General features: G+C 69.2%; 22 protein-coding genes. 13 read left to right on the plus strand and 9 right to left on the minus strand.

Going from position 1 to position 21,956, the window contains the following annotated elements; all coding sequences use genetic code 11:
* Positions 1-27: 27 nt before the first annotated feature.
* The 3 genes from dnaJ to ACNJ7K_RS14435 are packed head-to-tail and all read left to right on the plus strand — an operon-like array spanning position 28 to position 2,808.
* Complete coding sequence (gene dnaJ / locus ACNJ7K_RS14425) at positions 28-1,179, plus strand: molecular chaperone DnaJ (RefSeq protein WP_059380830.1); 1,152 nt, start codon at positions 28-30, stop codon at positions 1,177-1,179.
* 9 nt (positions 1,180-1,188) lie between these two features.
* Positions 1,189-1,947: a 16S rRNA (uracil(1498)-N(3))-methyltransferase gene (locus ACNJ7K_RS14430; protein ID WP_159417982.1), complete on the plus strand. Its 759-nt coding sequence runs from the start codon at positions 1,189-1,191 to the stop codon at positions 1,945-1,947.
* 48 nt (positions 1,948-1,995) lie between these two features.
* Complete coding sequence (locus tag ACNJ7K_RS14435; protein WP_159417983.1) at positions 1,996-2,808, plus strand: alpha/beta hydrolase family protein; 813 nt, start codon at positions 1,996-1,998, stop codon at positions 2,806-2,808.
* On the opposite strand, the gene ACNJ7K_RS14440 is transcribed toward ACNJ7K_RS14435, so the two are convergent.
* On the minus strand, positions 2,752-4,365 hold the full coding sequence (locus ACNJ7K_RS14440) for an MFS transporter (protein WP_159417984.1): 1,614 nt from the start codon (positions 4,363-4,365) through the stop codon (positions 2,752-2,754). The genes ACNJ7K_RS14435 and ACNJ7K_RS14440 overlap by 57 nt on opposite strands.
* A gap of 181 nt (positions 4,366-4,546) precedes the next feature.
* On the opposite strand from ACNJ7K_RS14440, the gene ACNJ7K_RS14445 reads away from it, so the two are divergent.
* The 5 genes from ACNJ7K_RS14445 (at position 4,547) to era (ending at position 9,194) form a co-directional block, all read left to right on the plus strand.
* A complete protein-coding gene (locus ACNJ7K_RS14445; protein WP_174247016.1) occupies positions 4,547-5,149 on the plus strand; it encodes a TetR/AcrR family transcriptional regulator in 603 nt (200 codons plus the stop codon).
* A gap of 102 nt (positions 5,150-5,251) precedes the next feature.
* On the plus strand, positions 5,252-6,313 hold the full coding sequence (locus tag ACNJ7K_RS14450) for a PhoH family protein (protein ID WP_016691337.1): 1,062 nt from the start codon (positions 5,252-5,254) through the stop codon (positions 6,311-6,313).
* Between the two features lie 49 nt (positions 6,314-6,362).
* On the plus strand, positions 6,363-6,905 hold the full coding sequence (gene ybeY / locus ACNJ7K_RS14455; RefSeq protein WP_006554478.1) for an rRNA maturation RNase YbeY: 543 nt from the start codon (positions 6,363-6,365) through the stop codon (positions 6,903-6,905).
* Positions 6,906-6,963: 58 nt separating this feature from the next.
* Positions 6,964-8,280 carry a hemolysin family protein gene (locus tag ACNJ7K_RS14460; protein ID WP_229565086.1) on the plus strand — a complete coding sequence of 439 codons (1,317 nt, stop codon included), beginning with the start codon at positions 6,964-6,966 and terminating at the stop codon, positions 8,278-8,280.
* Positions 8,277-9,194, plus strand: a complete 918-nt coding sequence (gene era / locus ACNJ7K_RS14465) for a GTPase Era (protein ID WP_024101353.1) — start codon at positions 8,277-8,279, stop codon at positions 9,192-9,194. Before ACNJ7K_RS14460 ends, era begins: the two co-directional genes overlap by 4 nt.
* Before the next feature lie 10 nt (positions 9,195-9,204).
* Here the strand turns inward: era and ACNJ7K_RS14470 are convergent, their stop codons facing one another.
* The 4 genes from ACNJ7K_RS14470 to ACNJ7K_RS14485 form a co-directional block, all read right to left on the minus strand.
* Positions 9,205-9,852: a cysteine hydrolase family protein gene (locus ACNJ7K_RS14470; RefSeq protein ID WP_419150194.1), complete on the minus strand. Its 648-nt coding sequence runs from the start codon at positions 9,850-9,852 to the stop codon at positions 9,205-9,207.
* 41 nt (positions 9,853-9,893) lie between these two features.
* Positions 9,894-11,420, minus strand: coding sequence for a permease (locus tag ACNJ7K_RS14475; RefSeq protein WP_159417989.1), 1,527 nt, complete (start codon positions 11,418-11,420; stop codon positions 9,894-9,896).
* A gap of 260 nt (positions 11,421-11,680) precedes the next feature.
* Positions 11,681-12,253 carry a TetR/AcrR family transcriptional regulator gene (locus tag ACNJ7K_RS14480; protein WP_419150154.1) on the minus strand — a complete coding sequence of 191 codons (573 nt, stop codon included), beginning with the start codon at positions 12,251-12,253 and terminating at the stop codon, positions 11,681-11,683.
* Positions 12,247-13,656 (minus strand): amidase, encoded by a 1,410-nt coding sequence (locus ACNJ7K_RS14485; RefSeq protein WP_487041832.1) that lies wholly within the window; start codon positions 13,654-13,656, stop codon positions 12,247-12,249. Before ACNJ7K_RS14485 ends, ACNJ7K_RS14480 begins: the two co-directional genes overlap by 7 nt.
* Positions 13,657-13,759: 103 nt before the next feature.
* Between ACNJ7K_RS14485 and recO the strand changes: the two genes are divergently transcribed.
* From recO to ACNJ7K_RS14505, 4 genes are read left to right on the plus strand one after another with little or no spacing between them, the layout of a single operon-like run.
* A complete protein-coding gene (gene recO, locus ACNJ7K_RS14490) occupies positions 13,760-14,590 on the plus strand; it encodes a DNA repair protein RecO (protein WP_192378491.1) in 831 nt (276 codons plus the stop codon).
* Entirely contained in the window at positions 14,547-15,353 is an 807-nt protein-coding gene (locus ACNJ7K_RS14495; protein WP_051032947.1) for an isoprenyl transferase, read from the plus strand. Before recO ends, ACNJ7K_RS14495 begins: the two co-directional genes overlap by 44 nt.
* Positions 15,350-15,775 (plus strand): hypothetical protein, encoded by a 426-nt coding sequence (locus ACNJ7K_RS14500; protein WP_268653920.1) that lies wholly within the window; start codon positions 15,350-15,352, stop codon positions 15,773-15,775. Before ACNJ7K_RS14495 ends, ACNJ7K_RS14500 begins: the two co-directional genes overlap by 4 nt.
* On the plus strand, positions 15,772-16,329 hold the full coding sequence (locus ACNJ7K_RS14505) for a T3SS (YopN, CesT) and YbjN peptide-binding chaperone 1 (RefSeq protein ID WP_268653918.1): 558 nt from the start codon (positions 15,772-15,774) through the stop codon (positions 16,327-16,329). The genes ACNJ7K_RS14500 and ACNJ7K_RS14505 overlap by 4 nt, the downstream gene beginning before the upstream one ends.
* 18 nt (positions 16,330-16,347) lie before the next feature.
* Here the strand turns inward: ACNJ7K_RS14505 and ACNJ7K_RS14510 are convergent, their stop codons facing one another.
* Together ACNJ7K_RS14510 and ACNJ7K_RS14515 are read right to left on the minus strand one after the other, a co-directional pair.
* Positions 16,348-16,764, minus strand: coding sequence for a Fur family transcriptional regulator (locus tag ACNJ7K_RS14510; RefSeq protein ID WP_120279695.1), 417 nt, complete (start codon positions 16,762-16,764; stop codon positions 16,348-16,350).
* Positions 16,761-17,204 carry an ArsR/SmtB family transcription factor gene (locus tag ACNJ7K_RS14515; protein ID WP_372473383.1) on the minus strand — a complete coding sequence of 148 codons (444 nt, stop codon included), beginning with the start codon at positions 17,202-17,204 and terminating at the stop codon, positions 16,761-16,763. Before ACNJ7K_RS14515 ends, ACNJ7K_RS14510 begins: the two co-directional genes overlap by 4 nt.
* Before the next feature lie 116 nt (positions 17,205-17,320).
* Between ACNJ7K_RS14515 and ACNJ7K_RS14520 the strand changes: the two genes are divergently transcribed.
* A complete protein-coding gene (locus ACNJ7K_RS14520) occupies positions 17,321-18,712 on the plus strand; it encodes a glycine--tRNA ligase (protein WP_006554466.1) in 1,392 nt (463 codons plus the stop codon).
* An 82-nt stretch (positions 18,713-18,794) separates the two neighbouring features.
* Here ACNJ7K_RS14520 and ACNJ7K_RS14525 read toward each other — a convergent pair whose 3' ends face one another.
* The gene (locus ACNJ7K_RS14525; RefSeq protein ID WP_487041833.1) at positions 18,795-19,865 is read right to left on the minus strand and encodes a DUF6670 family protein; all 1,071 of its coding nucleotides are present in this window, start codon (positions 19,863-19,865) and stop codon (positions 18,795-18,797) included.
* 3 nt (positions 19,866-19,868) lie between these two features.
* Positions 19,869-21,920, minus strand: a complete 2,052-nt coding sequence (locus ACNJ7K_RS14530) for a TPM domain-containing protein (protein ID WP_487041834.1) — start codon at positions 21,918-21,920, stop codon at positions 19,869-19,871.
* Positions 21,921-21,956 lie beyond the last annotated feature (36 nt).

The raw sequence follows: 21,956 nt of genomic DNA on the forward strand, positions 1-21,956 counted from the left end.
AGAACGACGTAAGGACGAGAACCAAACGTGGCACGGGACTACTACGGGACGCTCGGCGTGTCCAAGAACGCGACCGACCAGGAGATCAAACGGGCGTACCGCAAGTTGGCGCGCGAGCACCACCCGGATGTGAACCCCGACGAGTCGGCGCAGAAGCGTTTCCAGGAGATCTCGGCCGCCTACGAGGTGCTGTCGGATCCCGAGAAGCGACGCATCGTCGACCTCGGCGGCGACCCGCTCGAACCCGGTGGCGGCGGTGCGGGCGGCTTCGGCGGCGCCGGCTTCGGTGGTGGCCTCGGCGACGTCTTCGAGGCGTTCTTCGGTGGCGGCGCCGGCGGTTCCCGCGGGCCGCGCGGCCGCGTCCAGCCCGGCGCCGACTCGCTGCTCCGCACCCGCCTGACCCTCGAGGAATGCGCTCGCGGCGTCACCAAGACGGTCACGGTCGACACCGCGATCCTGTGCGACGCGTGCACCGGTTCCGGCACCCACGGCGACTCGAAGCCCGTGCGCTGCGAGACCTGCGGCGGTGCCGGCGAGGTCCAGTCCGTCCAGCGTTCCTTCCTCGGCCAGGTCATGACCTCCCGACCGTGCCCCACCTGTCGCGGTGTCGGCGAGACGATCCCGGATCCCTGCCGCAAGTGCGGCGGCGACGGCCGCGTGCGTGCCCGCCGCGAGATCACCGTCAAGGTGCCCGCCGGTGTCGGCAACGGGATGCGCATCCGACTCGCAGCCCAGGGCGAGGTCGGCCCCGGCGGCGGACCCGCCGGCGATCTCTACGTCGAGGTGCTCGAACAGCAGCACGAGGTCTTCGTGCGCGACGGCGACGACCTGCACTGCACCATCCGCGTGCCCATGGTCGACGCTGCGCTCGGCACCAAGGTGACGGTCGAGACCATCCTCGACGGCCCCACCGAGATCACCATCGATCCCGGCACCCAGCCCGGTTCGGTCTCGGTGCTGCGCGGCCACGGCATGCCGAAGCTGCGCTCGGGTACGCGCGGCGACCTGCACGCGCATCTCGAGGTCGTGGTGCCGAGCAAGCTCGATCACAAGCAGACGAAGCTGCTCGAGGACCTGCGCCGGCACAGCGACCGGGAGCACGTCGAGGTCGTGACCACGGGTTCGCAGAACACCGGCGGCCTGTTCTCGCGCCTGCGCGACGCGTTCAGCGCCCGCTAGGTCGCTCGGGTGGCCGCGACACTGTTCTACCTCGACCCGCTGCCCGACGAGGGGCAGACGGCCGTTCTCGACGGCAAGGAGGGCCGGCACGCCGCGACGGTGCGCCGTATCGCGGTCGGCGAGCGGCTCGTGTTGTCCGACGGTGCCGGTGAGGTCGCCGACGTCGAGGTCACGGCGGTCGCGAAGGACCGGCTCGAAGCGCTCGTGCTCGATCGTCGCGTCGTCGATCCGCCCCGTCCGAGCGTGACCGTCGTGCAGGCGCTGCCGAAATCCGACCGGTCCGAACTCGCCGTCGAACTGGCCACCGAGGCCGGCGCCGACGAGTTCGTGCCGTGGCAGTCGGCGCGCTGCGTCGCACGGTGGGATGCCAAGGCGGACAAGGGTGTTGCCAAGTGGCAGGCGGTCGCGACGTCCGCGGCGAAGCAGTCGCGGCGCGCGCACGTGCCGACGGTCGTCGGCTTGCACCGCACACCCGAGGTCGTCGCCCGGGTCCGCTCGGCCGTCGAGCGCGGCGACGTCGTCGCGGTGCTCCACGAATCCGCCACGATCCCCTTTGCCGATCTGCCGGTGCGCGACGCCGATTCGCTGACGCTGATCGTCGGTCCCGAAGGGGGACTCGACGACGCGGAGGTCGAGACCCTCGTCGACGCGGGAGCGGTGGCGGTCGGTCTCGGCCCCACGGTGCTGCGCACCTCGACCGCCGCGGCCGTCGCCCTCGGCGCGATCGGTGTGATGACCGACCGGTGGCGGACCAGGCCCTTGCACTGAGGGATCGCTTGCGGGTCCCGATTCTCTGTAGCGAAGGAATTTCCTCTCTTGGCTCGTACGAAGATCGCCTACGGCACCCACTCGCAGCAGTTCGGGCACGTCTTCCTGCCCGACCCCGCGACGGTGACGGGGCCCGTTCCCGTCGTCATGGTCGTTCACGGCGGTTCGTGGCACGGCCGCTACCAGCTCACCCTCGGTACCGCGCTGTCCGTGGAACTCGCGCGTCGCGGTGTGGTGGCGTGGAACGTCGAGTACCGCCGTCTCGAGGCCGGTGGCGCGTGGGACGAGATGTCCGCCGATGTGGTCGCGGCGTACTACACGATCTTCAGCGAGGTCGTTCCGCACGCGCAGCGCGGCGGTGTCGAGGTCGATCTCGACCGTGTGAGGCTCGTCGGTCACTCGGCGGGAGGTCAGCTGGCGGTGTGGCTCGCGGGTGAGAGTACATCGGTGCGACCGGAATTCGTGGTCTCGCAGGCGGGTGCGCTCGATCTCGTCACCGCCGGGGAACGTGGTCGTCGCGTGGAGGCGTTCGAGGCGCTCTTCGGTGCGTCCTACGCGGATGCACCCGAGCGTTACCGGTCTGCCTCACCGACGCACCGGCCGCCGATCGGTGTGCCGGTCGCGGTGCTGCACGGCACCGCCGACGAGCAGGTGCCGGTGAGTGTCGCGCACCGTTACGTCGACGCGGCCGACGCGGCGGGCGACCCGGTGTCGCTGGAACTGTTCGACGGCGAGGATCACGTCGCCTTCCTGAACCGGACCACCCGTGCCTGGGCGCGATCGCTCGACCTGCTCACCGTCCGGTCAGTTGCCGATCTCGGCCTCGCTGCCGGCGCGGGTGCGGAGTCCGCGGGGGAGTAGCGCGGTGACCGCCGCGGCGCCGACGAGCAGGACGATGCCGGCGACGAGGCTCGCGGACGAGATCGCCTCGGCGAACGCTGCGGACGACGCGTCGAGCAGCGGTTGTGCGTACGACGCCGCGAACGGGTTCGCCGCGAGTTCTTCCGCGACGATCGCCGCCCCGCCCACCGAATCGCCGGCCGCCTCGATCGCCATCGCGGCCTGATCGGCCATCGGGCCCGTCAGATCCGCGAGCGGCAATCCGTCGAGGAAGCCGGAGATCTCGCGGTGATAGGTGGTCGCGAGGATCGAACCGAGCACGGCGATGCCCAGTGAACCTCCGAATTCCACTGCGGTGTCGTTCAATCCGCCCGCAGCTCCGAGATCCGAGTCGGGGAAACCGCCCATGATCAGGTCGGTGGACGGGGGTGTGGCCAGACCGATGCCCAACCCCAGCAGCAGCAACGAGATCAGGAAGGGCGTGAAACCGGACGCGGCGTCCGTGACGGTCAGTGTAAGGATGCCCGCCGCGGCAGCGACCATGCCCGCGCCCACGAGGATCCGCGCGCCGAGGCGGGGTGCGAGCCGGCCGCTCAGCGCCGCACCCAGCGAGACCGTCACCGCGAGGGGAAGCAGACGCAGGCCGGTCTCGAGCGGGCCGTAACCGAGCACGAACTGGAACTGCTGCGCGACGAAGTAGATGGCGCCGAAGGCGACGAGGAACAGCAACAGCACCGACACGCAGGCTCCGCCGACGGTCCGGTCCGCGACCCGGCGCACGTCCAGCAGCGGCCGGGGGTGACGAAGTTCCCACACCACGAAGAGCACCGCGGCGATCACCGACCCGATCGAGGTGGCGATCACGCCGGTGCCCCAACCGAAGTGGAACCCCTCGATGATCGCGTAGACGATTCCGCCGAGAGCCGCGACCGACAGGGCGCCGCCGACCCAGTCGGTGCGGGTGAGATCGTCCGCCTTCGAGGCCGGCACGAGGATCAGGGCCGCGATCGCGGCGAACGCCGCGATCGGCACGTTGATGAGGAAGGTCGAACCCCACGAGTTCGATTCGAGGAGCCATCCGGCGAGCAGGGGACCGAGCGCGATGGCGAGTCCGGACGTAGCCGCCCAGGCCGCGATCGCACGGGCACGCTCGTGCACGGGGAACATCGCGACGAGCAGCGACAGCGTTGCGGGCATGATCACGGCTGCGCCCACACCCATGACGATGCGCGCGACGATCACGTCGCCGGCGCTGTCGGCGAACGATCCGTAGACCGCGCCGGCGGCGAAGGCGACCAGGCCGGCCAGCAACGCGCGGCGTCGCCCGTACCGGTCGCCGAGCACGCCGAACAGTAGCATCAGCGCGGCGTAGGGGACGGTGTAGCCGTCGATGATCCACTGCATGTCGGCGCTGGTGAGCTGCAGGTCGCGCAGCATGCCGGGTGCGGCGACGATGAGCGAGGTGTTGGCCATCACGACGATGAGCAGGCTCAGGCACAGCACTGCCAGTCCGGCCCAGCGCAGCCGGTAGGGTTCCTTCGCTGCGGTCCCTCCTGCGGGGGTGACGGCAGTGGTCATGGGTTCTCCTCGGGTGCGACACGGGCCGGGACCGGAGCCCCGATCTACACGGTGGTGTGCAAGTTACGCAGCTGCACATCTGTGTGCAACTAAAATGAAAGACAGATCACAGTCGGCGGAAGAGGACGAGAACGTGGAGAACTCGGTCACACGACCGCGAACCCGATTCAATGCGAACCGCATGCGCATACTCGACGCTGCGGTGATGTGCTTCGCCGCCGACTCCGACGCGAGCATGGACGATGTCGCCAAGGCCGCAGGTGTCGTCCGCCGCACCGTCTATGCGCACTTCCCCAACCGGGAAGCCCTCGTCGAGGGGATCGTCGACGACGCCTCGACCGCACTCGCCGAGGCTCTCGACCATCCTGAACCGGACGATCCCGCGGTCGCACTCGCGGTCGTGGCGCTGCGGACCTGGCCCATCGGCGACCGCTACCGCGTGCTGCTCTCGTTCGCGCGCAAGGAGATGGGAGAGCAGCGCATCGCCGAACTCGTCTCCCCGGTGCGCTCGCGTGTCCTCGGACACGTCGAACGCGGCCTCGCGCAGAGCCAGTTCTCCGACTATCTGCCGGCGCCCGTCCTCGTGGGGATGATGGAAGGCCTGACGATGGCCACACTCGAGCAGGCCAATCTCGGGCTGGTGGACGACTCGGGCGACACGATCGTCCTGGGCAACCTCGTGCTCGCCGGGGTCTCACCCGACCGGGCACCCGGGATCCTCGCCGAGGCACGGCGGTGGCTCGCGGAGGCCACCTCAGGCGAAGGCGGAACCGAACCTCGCTGAAACTCGCTGTTGCGGGAGGGTGCGCCTCGTCCGGCGCTAGACTGGCACGAACACGACGACCGTCGTGCAGGAGCCGAACCGAAAGCAGGACGTACCGTCCACGTGAGTGAACCAGACCGACCCCACGAGCCCGCCGAATTCGAACCGACCACGGTCAAATCGAGCCTCGACCTCCCCTCGGAGGCCGCAGCGCCCCTGCTCGGAGCCGCGGACGAGAATCTGATCGCCCTCGAAGCCCTCCTGGCGGCGGACATCCACGTGCGGGGCAACACCGTCACGCTGACCGGAGCGCCCGCCGACGTCGCCCTCGCGGAACGTGCGCTCGCCGAGCTCGTCACCATCGTCCGTCGCGGACAATCGCTCGCGCCCGACGCCGTGCGTCGCACCGTGGGCATGCTCACCCAGGGGCTCTCCGAGTCGCCGGCCGACGTGCTCAGCCTCGACATCCTGTCGCGGCGCGGGAAGACGATCCGGCCCAAGACCCTGAACCAGAAGCGGTACGTCGACGCCATCGACGCCCACACCATCGTCTTCGGTGTCGGACCGGCCGGTACGGGCAAGACCTATCTCGCCATGGCGAAGGCCGTGCAGGCCCTGCAGACCAAGCAGGTCAACCGCATCATCCTCACGCGTCCCGCCGTCGAGGCAGGGGAGCGGCTCGGCTTCCTGCCGGGCACCCTGCACGAGAAGATCGACCCGTATCTGCGTCCGCTGCACGACGCGCTGCACGACATGATGGATCCCGAGGCCATCCCGAAGCTCATGCAGGCGGGTGTCATCGAGGTCGCGCCCCTCGCATATATGCGTGGCCGCACCCTGAACGATGCCTTCATCATCCTCGACGAGGCGCAGAACACCACCGCCGAGCAGATGAAGATGTTCCTCACGCGCCTGGGCTTCGGCTCCAAGATCGTCGTGACGGGCGACATCACGCAGATCGACCTGCCCGGCGGTGCCCGCTCGGGTCTCGCCGCCGCCACCGAGATCCTCGACGGCATCGACGACATCCACATCGCGCGCCTCGACAGCAGCGACGTCGTGCGGCACCGGCTCGTCTCCGACATCGTCGACGCCTACAGCCGTTTCGAGGCCACCACCCGCGACGGCGACGGGATCCCCGGCAACCGCGCCCAGCGTCGCGCGCAGCGGGTGCAGCGTCGATGAACACCCTTGCAGATCAACCGAATACCGTCGTGCAGAAGGAACTCCAGTCATGAGCATCGAGATCTCGAACGAATCGGGAATGGACGTCTCGGAGGAGGAACTCCTCGACGTCGCCCGCTTCGTGATCGCCCGGATGGATGTGCATCCGGCGGCGGAGTTGTCGATGGTGCTCGTGGATCTCGACACCATGGCCGATCTGCACGTGCGGTGGATGGACCTGCCCGGCCCCACCGACGTGATGTCGTTCCCCATGGACGAACTCGAACCCGGCGGCCGCCCCGACGCTCCCGAACCGGGACCGTCGATGCTCGGCGACATCGTGCTGTGTCCGCAGTTCGCCGCCGACCAGGCCGCGAAGGCCGGTCACCCGGTGGCCCACGAACTCGCCCTGCTCACCGTGCACGGCATGCTCCACCTCCTCGGCTACGACCACGCCGAACCGGAGGAGGAGAAGGAGATGTTCGGCCTGCAGAACCAGCTCCTCGCCGAGTGGTACGAGGAGATCCGCCGGGCCGAGCACGAGGCGCGGCTCGCCGCCCGCGACCGGAAGCTGCTGGGCAAGGCCGGTTTCGTCGACACCCCCGAATCATGAGCGGCGACAGTACGAGCCATCGTGATCGGACGACACCGATCGAGGGAGTGACGATCGCGTGAGTACCGTGCCCCTCGTCGTCCTGGCGGTCGTCCTGGTGGTGCTCGGAGGCCTGTTCGCCGCCGTCGATTCCGCGCTCAACACCGTATCCGCGGCGCGCGCCGAGGAACTCGCGAAAGAGGGCCGTCCCAGTGCGCGCCGCCTGCTCGGGCTGCTCGACGATCGGCCCCGCTACGTCAATCTGACGGTGCTGCTGCGCATCCTCTGCGAGATCACCGCCACCGTCGTGCTCGTCGGTGCGTTGCTCGCCGTGCTCGACCGCACGTGGGCGCTCGTCGTGGGCGCTGCGGTGATGGTCATCGTCGACTACGTCGTCATCGGTGTCGGTCCGCGCACGCTCGGACGCCAGCACGCGTACCCGATCGCGCTCGCCGCCACCGGACCGCTGCGGATACTCGGTGTCCTGCTCGGCCCGATCAGCCGGATCCTCATCAGCGTCGGCAATGCGGTCACGCCCGGTCGCGGTTTCCGGAACGGTCCGTTCTCCAACGAGATCGAGCTGCGCGAACTGGTCGACCTCGCTCAGGAAAGCGGAGTCGTGGCCGACGAGGAACGCCGGATGATCCAGTCGGTGTTCGACTTCGGCGACACCACGGCCCGCGAGATCATGGTTCCGCGCCCCGAGATGGTGTGGATCGAGGAGACCAAGACAGCCGGTCAGGCCACCTCGCTCGCCGTCCGCAGCGGGCACTCCCGGATCCCGGTGATCGGCGAGAACGTCGACGACATTCGCGGTGTCGTCTACCTCAAGGATCTCGTCCAGCAGACCTACTACCACCGCGACGGTGGGCGCAGCGTCTCCGTCGCCGACGTCATGCGACCGGCGGTCTTCGTGCCGGATTCGAAGCGCCTCGACGACCTGCTCGCCGACATGCAGCGCGACCGCAACCACATGGCGGTCCTCGTCGACGAATACGGCGGCATCGCCGGCCTCGTGACGATCGAGGACGTCATCGAGGAGATCGTCGGAGAGATCGCCGACGAGTACGACACCGGGGAGATCCCCGACGTCGAGGAACTCGGCGACGACACCTACCGCGTCTCCGCGCGACTTCCCGTCGAGGACCTCGGCGAACTGTTCGACATCGACATCGAGGACGACGAGGTCGACACCGTCGGCGGACTCCTCGGCTACGAACTCGGCCGAGTTCCTCTGCCGGGTGCGGAGGTACGGACCCACGGCCTGTTGCTCCGCGGCGAGGGCGGACCGGACGTCCGCGGGCGGGTGCGTGTGAGCACCGTCTTCGTGCAGCGCGCGACACCCGAAGAAGAACCCACCGATACCGATACGGCCACCACCGAGGAGCATGCATGACCGACACCGACTTCCGTTCCGGCTTCATCTGTTTCGTCGGCCGGCCCAACACCGGGAAGTCGACGCTCACGAATGCACTCGTCGGCAGCAAGATCGCGATCACCTCGTCGCGCCCGCAGACCACCCGTCACACCATCCGCGGCATCGTCCACCGCGACAACGCCCAGCTCATCCTGGTGGACACCCCGGGACTGCACCGCCCGCGCACCCTGCTCGGCCAGCGGCTGAACGACCTGGTGCAGGACACCTACTCCGAGGTCGACGCGATCGGCATGTGCTTCCCCGCCGACGAGAAGATCGGCCCCGGCGACCGCTGGATCCTCGAGCAGGTGCGCCACATGGCGCCGAAGACCCCGGTCATCGGCATCGTCACGAAGATCGACAAGGTGGGCAAACAGCAGGTCGCCGCGCAGTTGCTCGCCGTGTCGAAACTCCTCGGCGAGAACTGCGAGGTCGTGCCGGTCTCCGCGGCCTCGGGGGAGCAGGTCGAGGTCCTCGTCGACGTCCTCGTCTCGCACATGGAGCCCGGACCGGCCTTCTATCCCGACGGCGAGCTCACCGACGAGCCGGAGGAGACCCTGATGGCCGAGCTCATCCGCGAGGCCGCCCTCGAAGGTCTCGGCGACGAGCTGCCCCACTCGCTCGCCGTCGTGATCGAGGAGATCACCGAACGTGAGGGTCGCACCGAGAAGCAGGGCGAGATGCTCGACGTGCACGCCCTGCTCTACGTCGAGCGGCCGAGCCAGAAGGGCATCGTCATCGGCAAGGGGGGTGCGCGGCTGCGCGAGGTGGGCACCGCCGCACGCACCCAGATCGAGAAGCTCCTCGGCGTGAAGATCTACCTCGACCTGCACGTGAAGGTCGCGAAGGACTGGCAGCGAGATCCCAAACAGCTGGGCCGTCTGGGATTCTGACGCCGAGCCCCTACGGGGTGGACGCGGTGATCGGCCGGGCGACCCACATCGACGCGAGGTCGTCTGCGGTCACCACGGTCCCGAAGTTCTGCGCGACCACCGCGACCGAGGCGGCGTGCGCGGCGGGACTGTAGGACGCGGCGCAGTCCTCGACGAGCGAGACCCAGTACTCGTGGAACAGGCCGCTGCGCAGGCTCGATTCGACGCAGATCTCGGTGGCGACGCCGGTGAACAACAACGATTCGATGCCCCGTGACCGCAGGACGCTATTGAGGTCGGTGCCGACGAACGCGCTGAAGCGATGTTTGACGATCACCGGTTCTTCCGGCTCCGGACGGACACCGTAGAAGTCCGCTCCGGCAGTACCGGGTCGGCAGGTCAGACCGGTCCGCGCCGTGCCGGGACCGGTACCGACGCGGCCCAGCCACTGGGGCGTGTCCGTGGTCTCGTCGTGCTCCGTACGGACCCAGACGACGGACACGTCCCTGCGGCGGGCGCGGTCGATCAGTTCCGCCAGCCGCGGTGTCATGGCGACCGCGGCGGAGACGTCGAAGCCGCAGCCGGCGAGAGCGCCGTCGGTGGAACAGAAGTCGTTCTGCATGTCGACGACGACCAGGGCGCAGCGTTGGGGGTCGTAGCGGAAACCGGATTCGTCCACGGGGGTCCTCTCCTCGAAGGTGTTCGGTGCGGATGCGGTGATCACCAGATCACCACCGCGGCGACGGTGGCGACGAGCAGTCCGCTCACCACCGGGATCGCGAGTCGTCGCACGAGATCCCCGACCGGAACGCGGCAGAAGCCCGCGACCACGATCAGCGACGACCAGATGACGAGGGTGCCGCCGCCGGTCCAGGTCGCGGCGTTTTGCGCGAGGGCGGCGAGCGTCGCGGTGTCCATGCCGGCCTGCGGGGCGAGGGCGGCGGCGATACCACCGGTGAGCGGCAGACCGGCCCAGCCGGAGCCGTCCAGGCCGATGAGCAGGCCGATCAGGAGCATGCTGAACGCGGCGAAGAGACCGTTGTCGGGAATGTAGGTCTGGATGCTCTCGACGGTGTCGAACAGGAAGGCCGGTCCGGTGCCGTCCTCGAGTCCCAGGATCGAACCGGAGTAGTCGGGGATGCCGAGGTACACGAATCCGGCCACCGGCAGGATGATTCCCATGGCCTTGAACGCGTAGACCAGGCCGTCGACGAAATGGGTGGCGCAGTGTTCGAGGGTGTCGGCCGGGCGCGTCGTCAGGGTCACGGCGGCCATGAGGACGAGCGCGGTGCCGCCGACGAGCGAGGCACCGGCGCCGTCCGACCACGGCACGAGATCGGTGAAGCGCCCCAGCATCATGTAGACGAGCACCAGACCGAAGGTCGCGGGAACCCCGATAGCCCAGGCGCGTGCCGGGGTGGGGCGGGTGAGGACCGGGGTGAGAGTTCCGGGCAGGTCGATGGCGGCCACGGTGCTCACCGGTGCGGTGTGGTCGGTCCCGGTGTGATCGTTCTCGGGGGTCGGGAGGTCCCCGTTCGGGTGCGGTGCCGGACCTCCGGAAACGGAGCCACCGGTGCCCGGATCGTCCGTCGCAGACACGAGATTCGCGGAGTGGCGCACGATCTCCTTGCGGATGGTGAGGAACCAGGCGAGTACGGCCGCGGTCAGACCCACGATGAGGGACAGGACCAGCGCGCGGTCGGCGATGTCGTCGGCCGGCACACCTGCGCCGCTCGCCGAGATCGACGGTGCGAGACCGATGACGTAGTCGGAGGCGAGTGCCATGCCCTGCCCGGAGATCGCAAGGGCGAGTGCGGCGCCGAGCGGCGGCAGCCCGGCCTTGATGGCCGCCGGGAGCAGCACGGCACCGATGAGTGCGAGGGCGGGTGTGGGCCAGAAGAACAGCGACAGCAGGTAGGTGACGACGAACAGCACGATGTAGGCGACGCGGCCGTTGATCATCCAGCGTCCGAAGGGACGCACCATGGGTTCGTCGGCGCCGATGGTGCGCATCGCCGCGAGCATCGATGTCACGGCGGCGATGACGACGAAGATCTCGAAGAGGGCTCCGCCGGCGGTGAGGGTGGCGCGGAAGACCGCCATGACGGCGGAGGCGACGTTGCCGTCGTAGGCGAGGGCGGTGGCGAAAGTGGCGACGACCGCCGGGATCAGGACGTTCTTGCGTAGTGCCATGGCGACGATCAGGCCGACCAGTCCGAGCAGGAAGACGATGTGCGCGACGGTCACGGGAGACTCCTCGACGTGTGAACATGCGGCGGGCGACGACCGTGGACGGATCGAAGGGCGCCGCGACATCGATGGGCGGCACCGCCGTCGTCGGCCGGAACATGTCGATCTTGAAGAGTCGGACAGGACTCGGCAATCGGCCGACAGACCACTCGCGACGGGAAAGAACTGTGCACACTGCACAATTCGTGACGGGGGTGTTTCGTCACGGAGGCGGATGTGAACGCGTCGTCACGCCGGGGCCGGTGACCGAGGGGAACTCAGCGACGGGTGGCTGTCGCGCCGTGCAGCAACAGCAGGACGGCCTCCGACAGATCCGGCTCCGTACCCGTCGACAGGCGGCGCAGTTGTAGCCCGGTGATGGTCGCGACGACCGTCGGGGCGATCGTCTCCGGATCCGGCACTCCCAACGCCGAAAGGACGGAGACGGTCAACGCGTCGTAGGCACGCCAGCAGCGTTCGGCGACCCGCCGCAGTTCCTCGTCGCGCCCCGCCTGCACGTAGAGCTCGAAGGGGGCGATGCGTTCGGCCGTGAAGGTCAGGTCGTGGGCGACGCGTTCGGTGAGTTCGGCGGCCTCCGTCAGCGACAGGACCCGGGATCGATACTGCTCGGCGAGCTCTCGCAGCCGCTCGGTCTCCTCGTCGACGAAGAACTCGAGCGCGGCGCGCAGCAGGTCGGCCTGGGTGGGGAAGTGGTAGGTGATCGAACCGAGCGAGACCTCGGCGCGCGCCGCGATGCGCCGGTTCGTCACCCCGGCGACCCCGTCGGTGCCGACGAGATACAGGGTGGCGTGGACGATCCGCGAGCGGGTGTCGTCGCGTGTGGTCACCACCAGTGCTCCGGGGTGTGTTCGTGCCAGCGCAGCACCGATTCGAGTTGGGAGGCGAGGGACACCAGCAGCGGTTCGGAGTTCGCCGGGCCGAGCAGCTGGGCACCCACCGGCAGTCGCTCCTCGGTGAAACCCGCGGGGACGTTGATCGCGGGCCAGCCCAGCACGTTCCACGGCCACGCATAGGGGCATGCCCCGGTGATGACCTTGTCGGTCGCCCAGCCGCCGATGCCGTCGATCGCCGTCACCGGCAGCGGCGGTGTGGCGGTGGTGGGGGCGAGCACGACGTCGAACCGGTCGAAGATGCGGCCGACCCGACGGTGCAGTCGCGGTTCGATCGCGCGCGCCGCCCGCAGCGGATAACCGTGCAGGAATCGGCCGGTGCGGGCATTGGCGCGGGTGCGTACGTCGGCGAGGGACGGGTCGGGCAGGCGGTACAGCCAGTCCTCGATACCGGCCATGGATCGCGGGAGGAAGGCGAGGCCGAACGCCATTCCGTAGTCGGGATCGGCGAGGGTCACCTCGTGGCCGAGATCACGCAGTACCGCGGCGAGTGCGGCGATGCGGGTGCGGACGCGGGCGTCGAGGCGGGTGGGTGTCGCGGTGAACGGGATCTTCAGCGACAGAGCGATGTTCAGTCTGCCGGGATCTCGTCCCACGGCGTCGGAGACGGTCAGCGGCGCGCACCTGTGCCGGTCGCCGGGGTGGTTTCCGGACACGACGTCGAGGAGCAGGGCCGCGTCGGCGACCGTGCGGGCGAGTGGGCCGTGCGTGGTGAGTCCGTTGAAGGATTCGGCGTCGGGCCACATGGAGATCCGGCCGCGTTGCGGCTTGATGCCGACGAGATTGGACCACGAGGCGGGGATGCGGACCGATCCGGCGCCGTCGGATCCCAGGGCGGCCGGCACGAGTCCCGCCGCGACGGCCGCGGCGCTGCCACCCGACGAACCGCCGGGGGTATGGTCGCGCGACCACGCGCTGCGGGTGTGCCCGAAGGCGTCGCCGCCGGTGAGCGGCCACTGGCCGAGTTCGGGGGAGTGGGTCTTGCCGACGATCACCGCGCCGGCGGCCCGCAGGCGGCGCACGACCTCGGCGTCGGTGTCCTTCGGGGTGAAGGTGCCGGCGCAGCCGAACATCGTCGTCTCACCGACGATGTCGGTGTCGTCCTTGATCGCGATGGGGACGCCCAGCAGGGGGAGACGCTCGCCGTTCGCGCGGCGCCGGTCGGCCTCGCGGGCCTCGTCGAGTGCGGCCGTGCGGCGCACGACGCGGAAGGCGTTCAGGTGCGGTTGCGACTCGTCGATCCGGCCGAGGCTCGCACGGACGAGATCCGTGGAGGTGGTCTCGCCGCGGTCGAGTGCCTCGACGGTCGCCTTCAGGTCGCGCAGGTCGGTTCGAGCGTCCATTCGTTCCCCCGTTCGTTCGAACGAACAATAACGCGTTCCAGTTCTGGGTGTCGAGTCCCTTCGCGGGTCGTCCCCTGTCACCGCGACATGACAGACTCGGGGAGTGAGGCTTTATCGGGACAACGCGGTGGTACTGCGCCAGCACAAGCTGGGCGAGGCCGACCGCATCGTCACCCTGCTGACGCGCCGGCACGGACTCGTGCGGGCCGTCGCGAAGGGCGTGCGCCGGACACGCTCGAAGTTCGGCGCACGGCTCGAACCGTTCGCCCACATCGACGTCCAGCTCCACCCGGGCCGCAGTCTCGACGTCATCACCCAGGTGCAGACCCTCGACGCCTTCGCGGTGGGCATCGTCGACGACTACCCCCGCTACACCACCGCGTGCGCGATCCTCGAGACCGCCGAACGCCTCGCCGGTGAGGAACGCGCGCCCGTGCCGCGCCTGCACGCACTCACCGTCGGTGCGCTGCGCGCGGTGTGCGACCGCACCCGGCCGCCCGAACTCGTGCTCGACGCCTATCTTCTGCGGGCCATGGCCTACGCGGGATGGGCGCCGGCGATCACCCACTGCGCGCGCTGCGACCGTCCCGGCCCGCACACCGCCTTCCATGTCGCCGCCGGTGGTGCGGTGTGCGTGCACTGCCGTCCGCCGGGAGCGGCCACCCCCGCCCCGGGTGTGTTGGCGTTGCTCGACGCGCTCAACCACGGACGCTGGGCCGACACCGAGGCCGCCGACGCGGCGGTGCGCCGCCAGGCCAGCGGCCTCGTCGCCGCGCACCTGCAGTGGCATCTCGAACGGCAACTGCGCTCGCTGCCCCTCGTCGAGCGCGGTCGCACCGAACCTGCGACGGGGAACCGGGTTGATGACGTCGCCCGGGGTGTCCGGCAGGATGGGGACCGTGATTCGACGACGTACCACGCCCCCATCGCCTGAGCGGGTGATCCGGCCGCCCGACCCGCATCCGTCGGGCGCGCGACCTCCCGTGCTGCAACCCGAGCTGATCCCACAGCACGTGGCGCTCGTGATGGACGGCAACGGTCGATGGGCGCAGGAGCGCGGTCTGCCGCGCACCGCCGGCCACGAACGCGGCGAGGCCGTGCTGATGGACACGGTGTGCGGATGCATCGAGATGGGCGTCAAGTGGCTCTCGGCCTACGCCTTCTCCACCGAGAACTGGAAGCGCAGCCCCGACGAGGTCCGCTTCCTCATGGGCTTCAACCGCGACGTGATCCGCCGCCGTCGCGACGAGATGCACGAGATGGGGGTGCGGGTCCGGTGGGCCGGTCGCCGTCCCCGCCTGTGGCGCAGCGTGATCAAGGAACTCGAGATCGCCGAGGAACTGACGAAGGACAACGACGTCATGACCCTCACGATGTGCGTCAACTACGGCGGTCGCGCCGAGATCGCCGACGCCGCACGGGAGATCGCCCGCCGGGTCGCGGCAGGAGAACTCGATCCCGAACGCATCACCGAGTCGACCATTGCGCGGTACCTCGACGAGCCCGACATGCCCGATGTTGATCTGTTCCTGCGGCCCTCGGGCGAGCAGCGCACCTCGAACTTCCTGCTGTGGCAGTCGGCCTACGCCGAACTCGTCTTCCAGGACACGATGTTCCCCGACTTCGACCGACGCGATCTGTGGGCGGCGTGCGTCGAATACGCCTCGCGCGACCGGCGGTTCGGTGGTGTGAAGTGACGTCGCTGCGCGAGCGGATCGCGGGCGCGCTGACGCCCTTCGTCGACGTCCGCACCCCGTCGTCCGCTACCGACGGCGACGGCTCGTTCGGATTCGACTACGGCGCCGTGCCGTTCGCCCTGCAGGTCGTCACGCTCACCGAAGGACTCGACGTGGTCTCCGTCACCGGAGTGCTCGCGTGGGATCTTCCGCTCGACGACGCCGTGCGCGGTCGGGTCGCGGCCGCCGCCGACGCCCTGCAGTTCGGCTCGGTCCACCTCATCGAACGCGAGACCGACGCCGACGTCGTGCTGCGGTACTCGTTCCCCGCGACCGGTCTCGACGACACGGCGCTGACCACCATGCTGCTGCTCGTGCTCGACGGTGCCGCCGACGCGCGCGGCGCCGTCGCCGGCACCCCCGACCCCAAGGAGAATTCGTGACCACCACCGACATCGACGTCGAGACCACCACCGAGGAGGTCGTCGCCGCAGACGGGGCGCACGCCGTCGCGATCCCGACCGAGGACGACGACGCGCTGCGCGCTGCCGTGGTGGAGACGCTGTCGGAGATTCTCGAGGAAGCTCCCGAGCCCGACGAGGACGGCGAGATCCCGATCTGGATCGACGATGTGCTCACCTACGCGACCGTCGACGCCGAGGGCGGCTTCGTGCTGCTCACCACCTACCTGGTCGAGGGCATCACGGGTCGCACCCGGGCCGCCGAGGTCCTCGGCGACCTGCAGGTCGAGTTCCCCGAGTTGAAGTTCGTCCTCGACAAGGACCGGGTCACCGTCGAACTGCGGGTCGCAGCGTCGCCGCTCGTCCCGATCCATCTCGTGCGGGCCGTCGCGTCGCTCGTGCCGGTCATCGAGCAGGCACGCGCGCTCGCGCAGCGTCTCGGTGGCGAAGCGTCGGTCTTCGACGGTGAGGCCGAGGACGACGAGGAGAACCTGCTCGCCGACGGTTGCGGCTGTGATGACTGCGATTGCGGCTGACGGCCGCGGGCGGTCGGTTCAGCCCTGAGCGAGGGCGCAATCGCGGCAGTTGCCGAAGATCTCGACGGTGTGGCTGACGTCGACGAAGCCGTTCGACTCGGCCACCTCGTGCGACCAGCGTTCGACCTCCGGGCCGTCCACCTCGACCGTGAAGCCGCAGTGACGGCACACGAGATGGTGGTGGTGCCCGGAGGAGCACCGCCGGAACAGCGACTCGCCGCTGTCGGTGCGCAGCACGTCGACGCTGCCGACCTCGGCGAGCGACTGCAGGGTGCGGTAGACGGTCGTCAGGCCGATGCCCTCGCCGCGCTTGCGCAGCTCGTCGTGAAGGTCCTGGGCGGACCGGAATTCCTCGGTGTTGTCGAGCAGGTCGACGATGGCGCTGCGTTGACGGGTCGAGCGGACCCCCACGAGAGGTTTGCGGGTGGAGGTCACTGCGATCGTCCTTCCTGGGCGTGAGCGACGGCGTCGACGACGATGCGGGCGAGATGGTCGTCGGCCAGGTGGTAGAGCACTTCGCGTCCCGAGCGTTCGCCGCGCACGACGCCGGCGGTCTTGAGCACGCGGAGATGCTGGCTGATGAGCGGCTGGGTGACGCCGAGGGCGCCGACGAGCTCGTGCACGCAGCGGGCCGACTCGCGCAGTTCGAGCACGATCGAGATGCGGACGGGTGCCGACAGTGCGCGCAGCAGCTCACCGGCCGCGATCAGGGCGGCGGGGGAGACATCGACCGGGGACGGCAGGGCGTCGCTGCCGATCGGGCCGCGGGCGCGCTCGCCCGTGCTGCACTCGCGTGGATCGGCGTCGATGCTCACGGGGCTCCTCGGGGCGGGGACGGCCGCCGGTCGGCGGGCCTTATTGCAAATCGATTCCATTTTGATATGCACAGTTGTGCATGTCAACCGGCGCGAATTCGAGCTGCGAACGAGGAGCGATAGGCTTACAGATCGACGCATGCTGCGAAAACCCGCATCGAAGATGGAGAAACCGAGTGGCACCCAAATCCAAGATCGATACCGTCGCCAACCTCGCCAAGCGCCGGGGCCTGGTCTATCCCTGCGGTGAGATCTACGGCGGCACCAGGTCCGCGTGGGATTACGGGCCGCTCGGCGTGGAGCTCAAGGACAACATCAAGAAGCAGTGGTGGCGCAACATGGTCACCAGCCGCGAGGACGTCGTCGGCCTCGACTCGTCGGTGATCCTGCCGCGTCAGGTCTGGGTCGCCTCCGGCCACGTCGGTGTCTTCAACGACCCGCTCGTCGAATGCCTGAGCTGTCACAAGCGCCACCGGCAGGACCACCTGCAGGAGGCCTATGCCGAGAAGAACAAGCTCGACGACCCCGATGCCGTGCCGATGACCGAGATCGTCTGCCCGGACTGCGGCACCAAGGGCCAGTGGACCGAGCCCCGCGACTTCAACATGATGCTCAAGACCTTTCTCGGCCCGATCGAGAGCGAGGAAGGCCTGCACTACCTGCGCCCCGAGACGGCGCAGGGCATCTTCGTGAACTTCGCGAACGTGCTCACCACCTCGCGCAAGAAGCCGCCCTTCGGCATCGGCCAGATCGGCAAGAGCTTCCGCAACGAGATCACGCCCGGCAACTTCATCTTCCGCACCCGCGAGTTCGAGCAGATGGAGATGGAGTTCTTCGTCAAGCCGGGCGAAGACGAGCAGTGGCACCAGTACTGGATCGACTACCGGATGAACTGGTACACCGATCTGGGCATCAACAAGGACAACCTGCGCCTGTACGAGCACCCGCTCGAGAAGCTGTCGCACTACTCGAAGCGCACCGTCGACATCGAGTACCGCTTCCACTTCCAGGGCAGCGAGTGGGGTGAGCTCGAGGGCGTCGCGAACCGCACCGACTTCGACCTGTCGACGCACTCGAAGCATTCCGGCACCGACCTGAGCTTCTTCGATCAGGCCACCAACGAGCGCTACACGCCGTACGTCATCGAGCCGGCGGCCGGCCTGACCCGTTCGCTCATGGCCTTCCTCGTCGACGCCTACACCGAGGACGAGGCACCCAACGCCAAGGGCGGTGTCGACAAGCGCACCGTGCTGCGCCTCGATCGCCGTCTCGCGCCGGTCAAGGCCGCCGTGCTGCCGCTCAGCCGCAACGCCGACCTGAGCCCGAAGGCCAAGGACCTCGCCGCGAAGCTGCGTCAGAACTGGAACATCGAGTTCGACGACGCCGGCGCCATCGGCCGCCGCTACCGTCGCCAGGACGAGATCGGTACCCCGTTCTGCATCACGGTCGACTTCGACACCCTCGAGGACCAGGCCGTCACGATCCGTGAGCGCGACACCATGGCGCAGGAGCGCGTGAGCCTCGACCAGGTCGAGGGTTACCTCGCGCAGCGCCTGATCGGCTGCTGACCGATCCGATCGACGCAGATGCCCTCCGGTCCATCGGGACCGGAGGGCATCTGTCGCTTCGTAGCCGGGTGTTCCGTAACGGTCAGATCGCCGAGCGCCGATCGATGTACTCGAAATACCCGCGGCCGGAGATCTCCTCGCCCCGCCAGGTCGCCGACCACGCGAAACCGGTGACGAATCCGGTGCCCAGTCCGTAGGTGAACGGGGAGTCCATGATCCCTTCGAGATCCAGCCAGGGACGACCGGCGGTGTCCTTCACCAGGAACCGGGTCCGGCTCGGCACCGGCATCGGGATGCCGTAGGGAGTCGGCTCGGGTTCGTCGCGCAGTTCGAGTATCTCGAAGCCCACGTCCCGGAAACGGGTTCCGTAGCCGCTGCGGGTGCGCAGGATCGCCGTCGTCATGAAGGGCCGGCCACCGACCGCGTAGCGGCTCAACAGGATCTGGGTGTCGGTGTCGAGATCGACGATCTGGTAGACGAAATGGTCGAGCGGAGCCTTCGCCGCGGGCGGCAGGGGAGTGGAACGCATCAGATACGGGCTCGGCATCGCGCCGTACTCGAACGAGCACAGACCCTCGGCCGTGACGCTGCGACCCTCGTGGGTGAAGGTGCCCTCGTATTCGGTGAGCAACCCGAAGTGCTTGTAGAGCGGGCTGCGGAAGAACCACGAGACCGTGTTCGTGTTGGTCAGTGTCAGCGCGACATCGACCGTTCCGAGCCGGCCTACGAGTTCGTAGTGGGGGTAGCGTCCGGTCAGGGTCAGATCGTCCCCGAACTTCACCAGCGACCCGTCCGGGGAGGACACGAAATCGTCGCCCACGGTGTAGTTCCCGAAGTGCGCGGGATGCGACGCCGCCGTGCCGGCGACCACGGCGGCGTTGCGGCGCGGCGATGCCACGAACGCGTGGTCGTTGTCGAAGGCGAGCGACCCGGTCGCGCCGATCAGCGACATCATCGAGAAGAACCGGTGCGGCTCCGGAAGATCCGGGATCATGACGCCGTAGTGCACCCAGCCGAACCGGCGCGAGTCGACGTGCGGGCGCAGGATGTCGGGTTCGGAGAACGGTTTTCCGTCGGACGACGCGGCGGAATCCAACAGTCGGACGGTCGATCCGAGACCGGCACCCAGTGCGCGTGCTGCGATCGGGCGCATGGTCTAGAAGCGTCCTCCGCTCGATCCGCCGAAGCCGCCGCCCCCGAAACCACCGCCGCCGAAACCGCCGCCACCGAAACCGCCCCCGCCGAAGCCACCGCCGCGGCCGCTGTTGAGCACGCTGTTGATGAGGATGCCGCCGAGCACGGCGCCCGCGACGTTGCCGCCCGAACCGCCGCGGGGCGGACGGTGCTGGTTGTTCCAGCGCTGCACGTCGTTCTGCGCGCTGCGCAGTGCCTGCGCGGCCAGCGACGCGGCGGACCGCGCGTACTGGATGGCGGCCGCCGGATCGGACTCGGCTGCCTGCTGCGCGGCCTGCAGGTGCCGCTGCGCCTCCGACAGGCGGGTGCGCGCCTGGGCACCCACGACGCCCCGGCGCGTCCCGATGAAGTCGGCCGCGGCAGTGACCTGCGCTTGCGCCGCACTCAGATCCTGCTGGAGGCGGCGACGCATCTCCTCGGCCTGCTGCTTGGCCTGGCGCGTCCGGGCACGCAACTCGTCGAGACGCGCATCGGCCTCGACGACCCGCGTGAAACTGCCCAGCGGGTCGGTGTGCTGCTCGGCCCGAGCGTGGTCGAGGGCTTCCTGCACGGCCTTCAGGGCGTCGACGAGTTCGGGGCCGCCCGCGTCGAGCAGTTGCTTCGCGTCGGCGACGCCCTGTTCGGCGTCCTCCACCGCGGCGGGGAGCGTCGCGATCGCGCGCCGGATGTCCTCCGCCGCATGGTCGAGCGCGTCGAGCAGCGTCGCGGCGTGCCCCAGCGCGCGTTCGGCCTCGCGGATCGCGCGCACGGCGTCGCCCTGCTCACCGACCGGTCGCGCCACCGCGGTGCGGCCCTGGTCGATCGCGTTCTCCGCGAACGAGATCTCCTCCCGCGCCAGCGAGACGTTGTCCACCACCGGGGTCAGGGCGCCCGCGGGGAACTCCGAGTGCAGCTGTCCGAGGATCCGCTCGGCCTCCGGAATGCGGGCCTGCAGCGCGATCGCGCGCTGCGTGAGTCCGTCCAGCCGGGCCGGGGCGTCGAGCAGCAGGTTGCGCATCTTGTCGAATGCCTCGACCTGCGCGTCGAGTTCGCGGTTCGCCTGCCCGCACGAGGAGACGAGCTGCACGAGCATGTCGCGCTGCTGTTCGGGCGTCTCGGGGATGTCGTCGTCGAGGCGCTGACGGATCTCGAAGGCGTTCGCCAACGCGACCTGTGCCTGCCGGTGTGCGCGGTCGAAGGGAGCCACCGCCGAATCCCCGAACTCGCCCCGGGCGAGCTCGAGCGCCTCGGCGCTGGACCGCACCGCGTTGTCGGTGTCCACCAGCAGGGTCTGCGCGTACTGATCGAGACCCTCGATCGGCAGACCGCGCAGGGCCGTGGTGTCGGCCGGATCGATCTGCGCGGCCTGTGCGGCACCGGCCTCGGCGCGCTTCTTCTTCGACCGCCGGTTGTAGGCGTAGACACCGGCACCGCCGGCCGCGATGACACCGCCGCCGACGAGCAGCGTCGTCACCGGAGCAGCCGACGGCGTGAGGGCGTTGCTCAACCCGTCGGCCGCGCCCACGGCGGCGCCCGCCCACTCGCTGTTGCGCAGGGCCGGCACGACGTCGGACGAACTGATCCGGTCGCGTTCGCTCTCGGAGATCTCCGATCCCGTCGGTGTCCACAGCGCGAACTCGCGGTCGTCGGTCGCGACGGCCAGCAGCGCGGTGTCGGGACCGAAGTTGCTCGCCTGCGCGGTGGCCTGAGCCCAACTGTCGTAGTCGCGCCCGTCGAAGCTCGACACGTAGGTCACCCACAGCTGCAGACCGTGCTCGTCGTAGAGGGTGTTCGTCGCTTCCTGGATCCGTGCGACGTCGGCGTCGTCGAGCACGCCCGCGGTGTCGGTGATCGGCTGGGGGAGCCGCGAAGGTGGCTCCGCGGAGGCCGCCGCGGGAAGGAGCAACCACGCGGCCACTGCCAGCAGGGCGGGGACGAATGCGAGCGCGGACCGTGCAGGTCGCCGGACCTGTGCTGCAGGTCGCCGGAGCTGTGCTGCAGGTCGCTGGAGCGGTGCGGCCGATACGTGTGCCATGGAATCGAATCTAGTGGCTGCGGGGTGAGGACGGGG

The organism is Rhodococcus shunpengi (assembly GCF_048381395.1).
Taxonomy (GTDB): domain Bacteria; phylum Actinomycetota; class Actinomycetes; order Mycobacteriales; family Mycobacteriaceae; genus Rhodococcus.

Excerpts from the sequence above, each read along its gene's own strand:
- ACNJ7K_RS14515 (WP_372473383.1), bottom strand. The coding sequence starts at position 17,204 with ATGGAATCGATTTGCAATAAGGCCCGCCGACCGGCGGCCGTCCCCGCC.
- ACNJ7K_RS14495 (WP_051032947.1), top strand. The coding sequence starts at position 14,547 with ATGGGGACCGTGATTCGACGACGTACCACGCCCCCATCGCCTGAGCGG.
- ACNJ7K_RS14485 (WP_487041832.1), bottom strand. The coding sequence starts at position 13,656 with ATGGACGCTCGAACCGACCTGCGCGACCTGAAGGCGACCGTCGAGGCA.
- ACNJ7K_RS14440 (WP_159417984.1), bottom strand. The coding sequence starts at position 4,365 with ATGACCACTGCCGTCACCCCCGCAGGAGGGACCGCAGCGAAGGAACCC.
- era (WP_024101353.1), top strand. The coding sequence starts at position 8,277 with ATGACCGACACCGACTTCCGTTCCGGCTTCATCTGTTTCGTCGGCCGG.
- ACNJ7K_RS14525 (WP_487041833.1), bottom strand. The coding sequence starts at position 19,865 with ATGCGCCCGATCGCAGCACGCGCACTGGGTGCCGGTCTCGGATCGACC.
- ACNJ7K_RS14530 (WP_487041834.1), bottom strand. The coding sequence starts at position 21,920 with ATGGCACACGTATCGGCCGCACCGCTCCAGCGACCTGCAGCACAGCTC.
- ybeY (WP_006554478.1), top strand. The coding sequence starts at position 6,363 with ATGAGCATCGAGATCTCGAACGAATCGGGAATGGACGTCTCGGAGGAG.
- ACNJ7K_RS14445 (WP_174247016.1), top strand. The coding sequence starts at position 4,547 with ATGCGCATACTCGACGCTGCGGTGATGTGCTTCGCCGCCGACTCCGAC.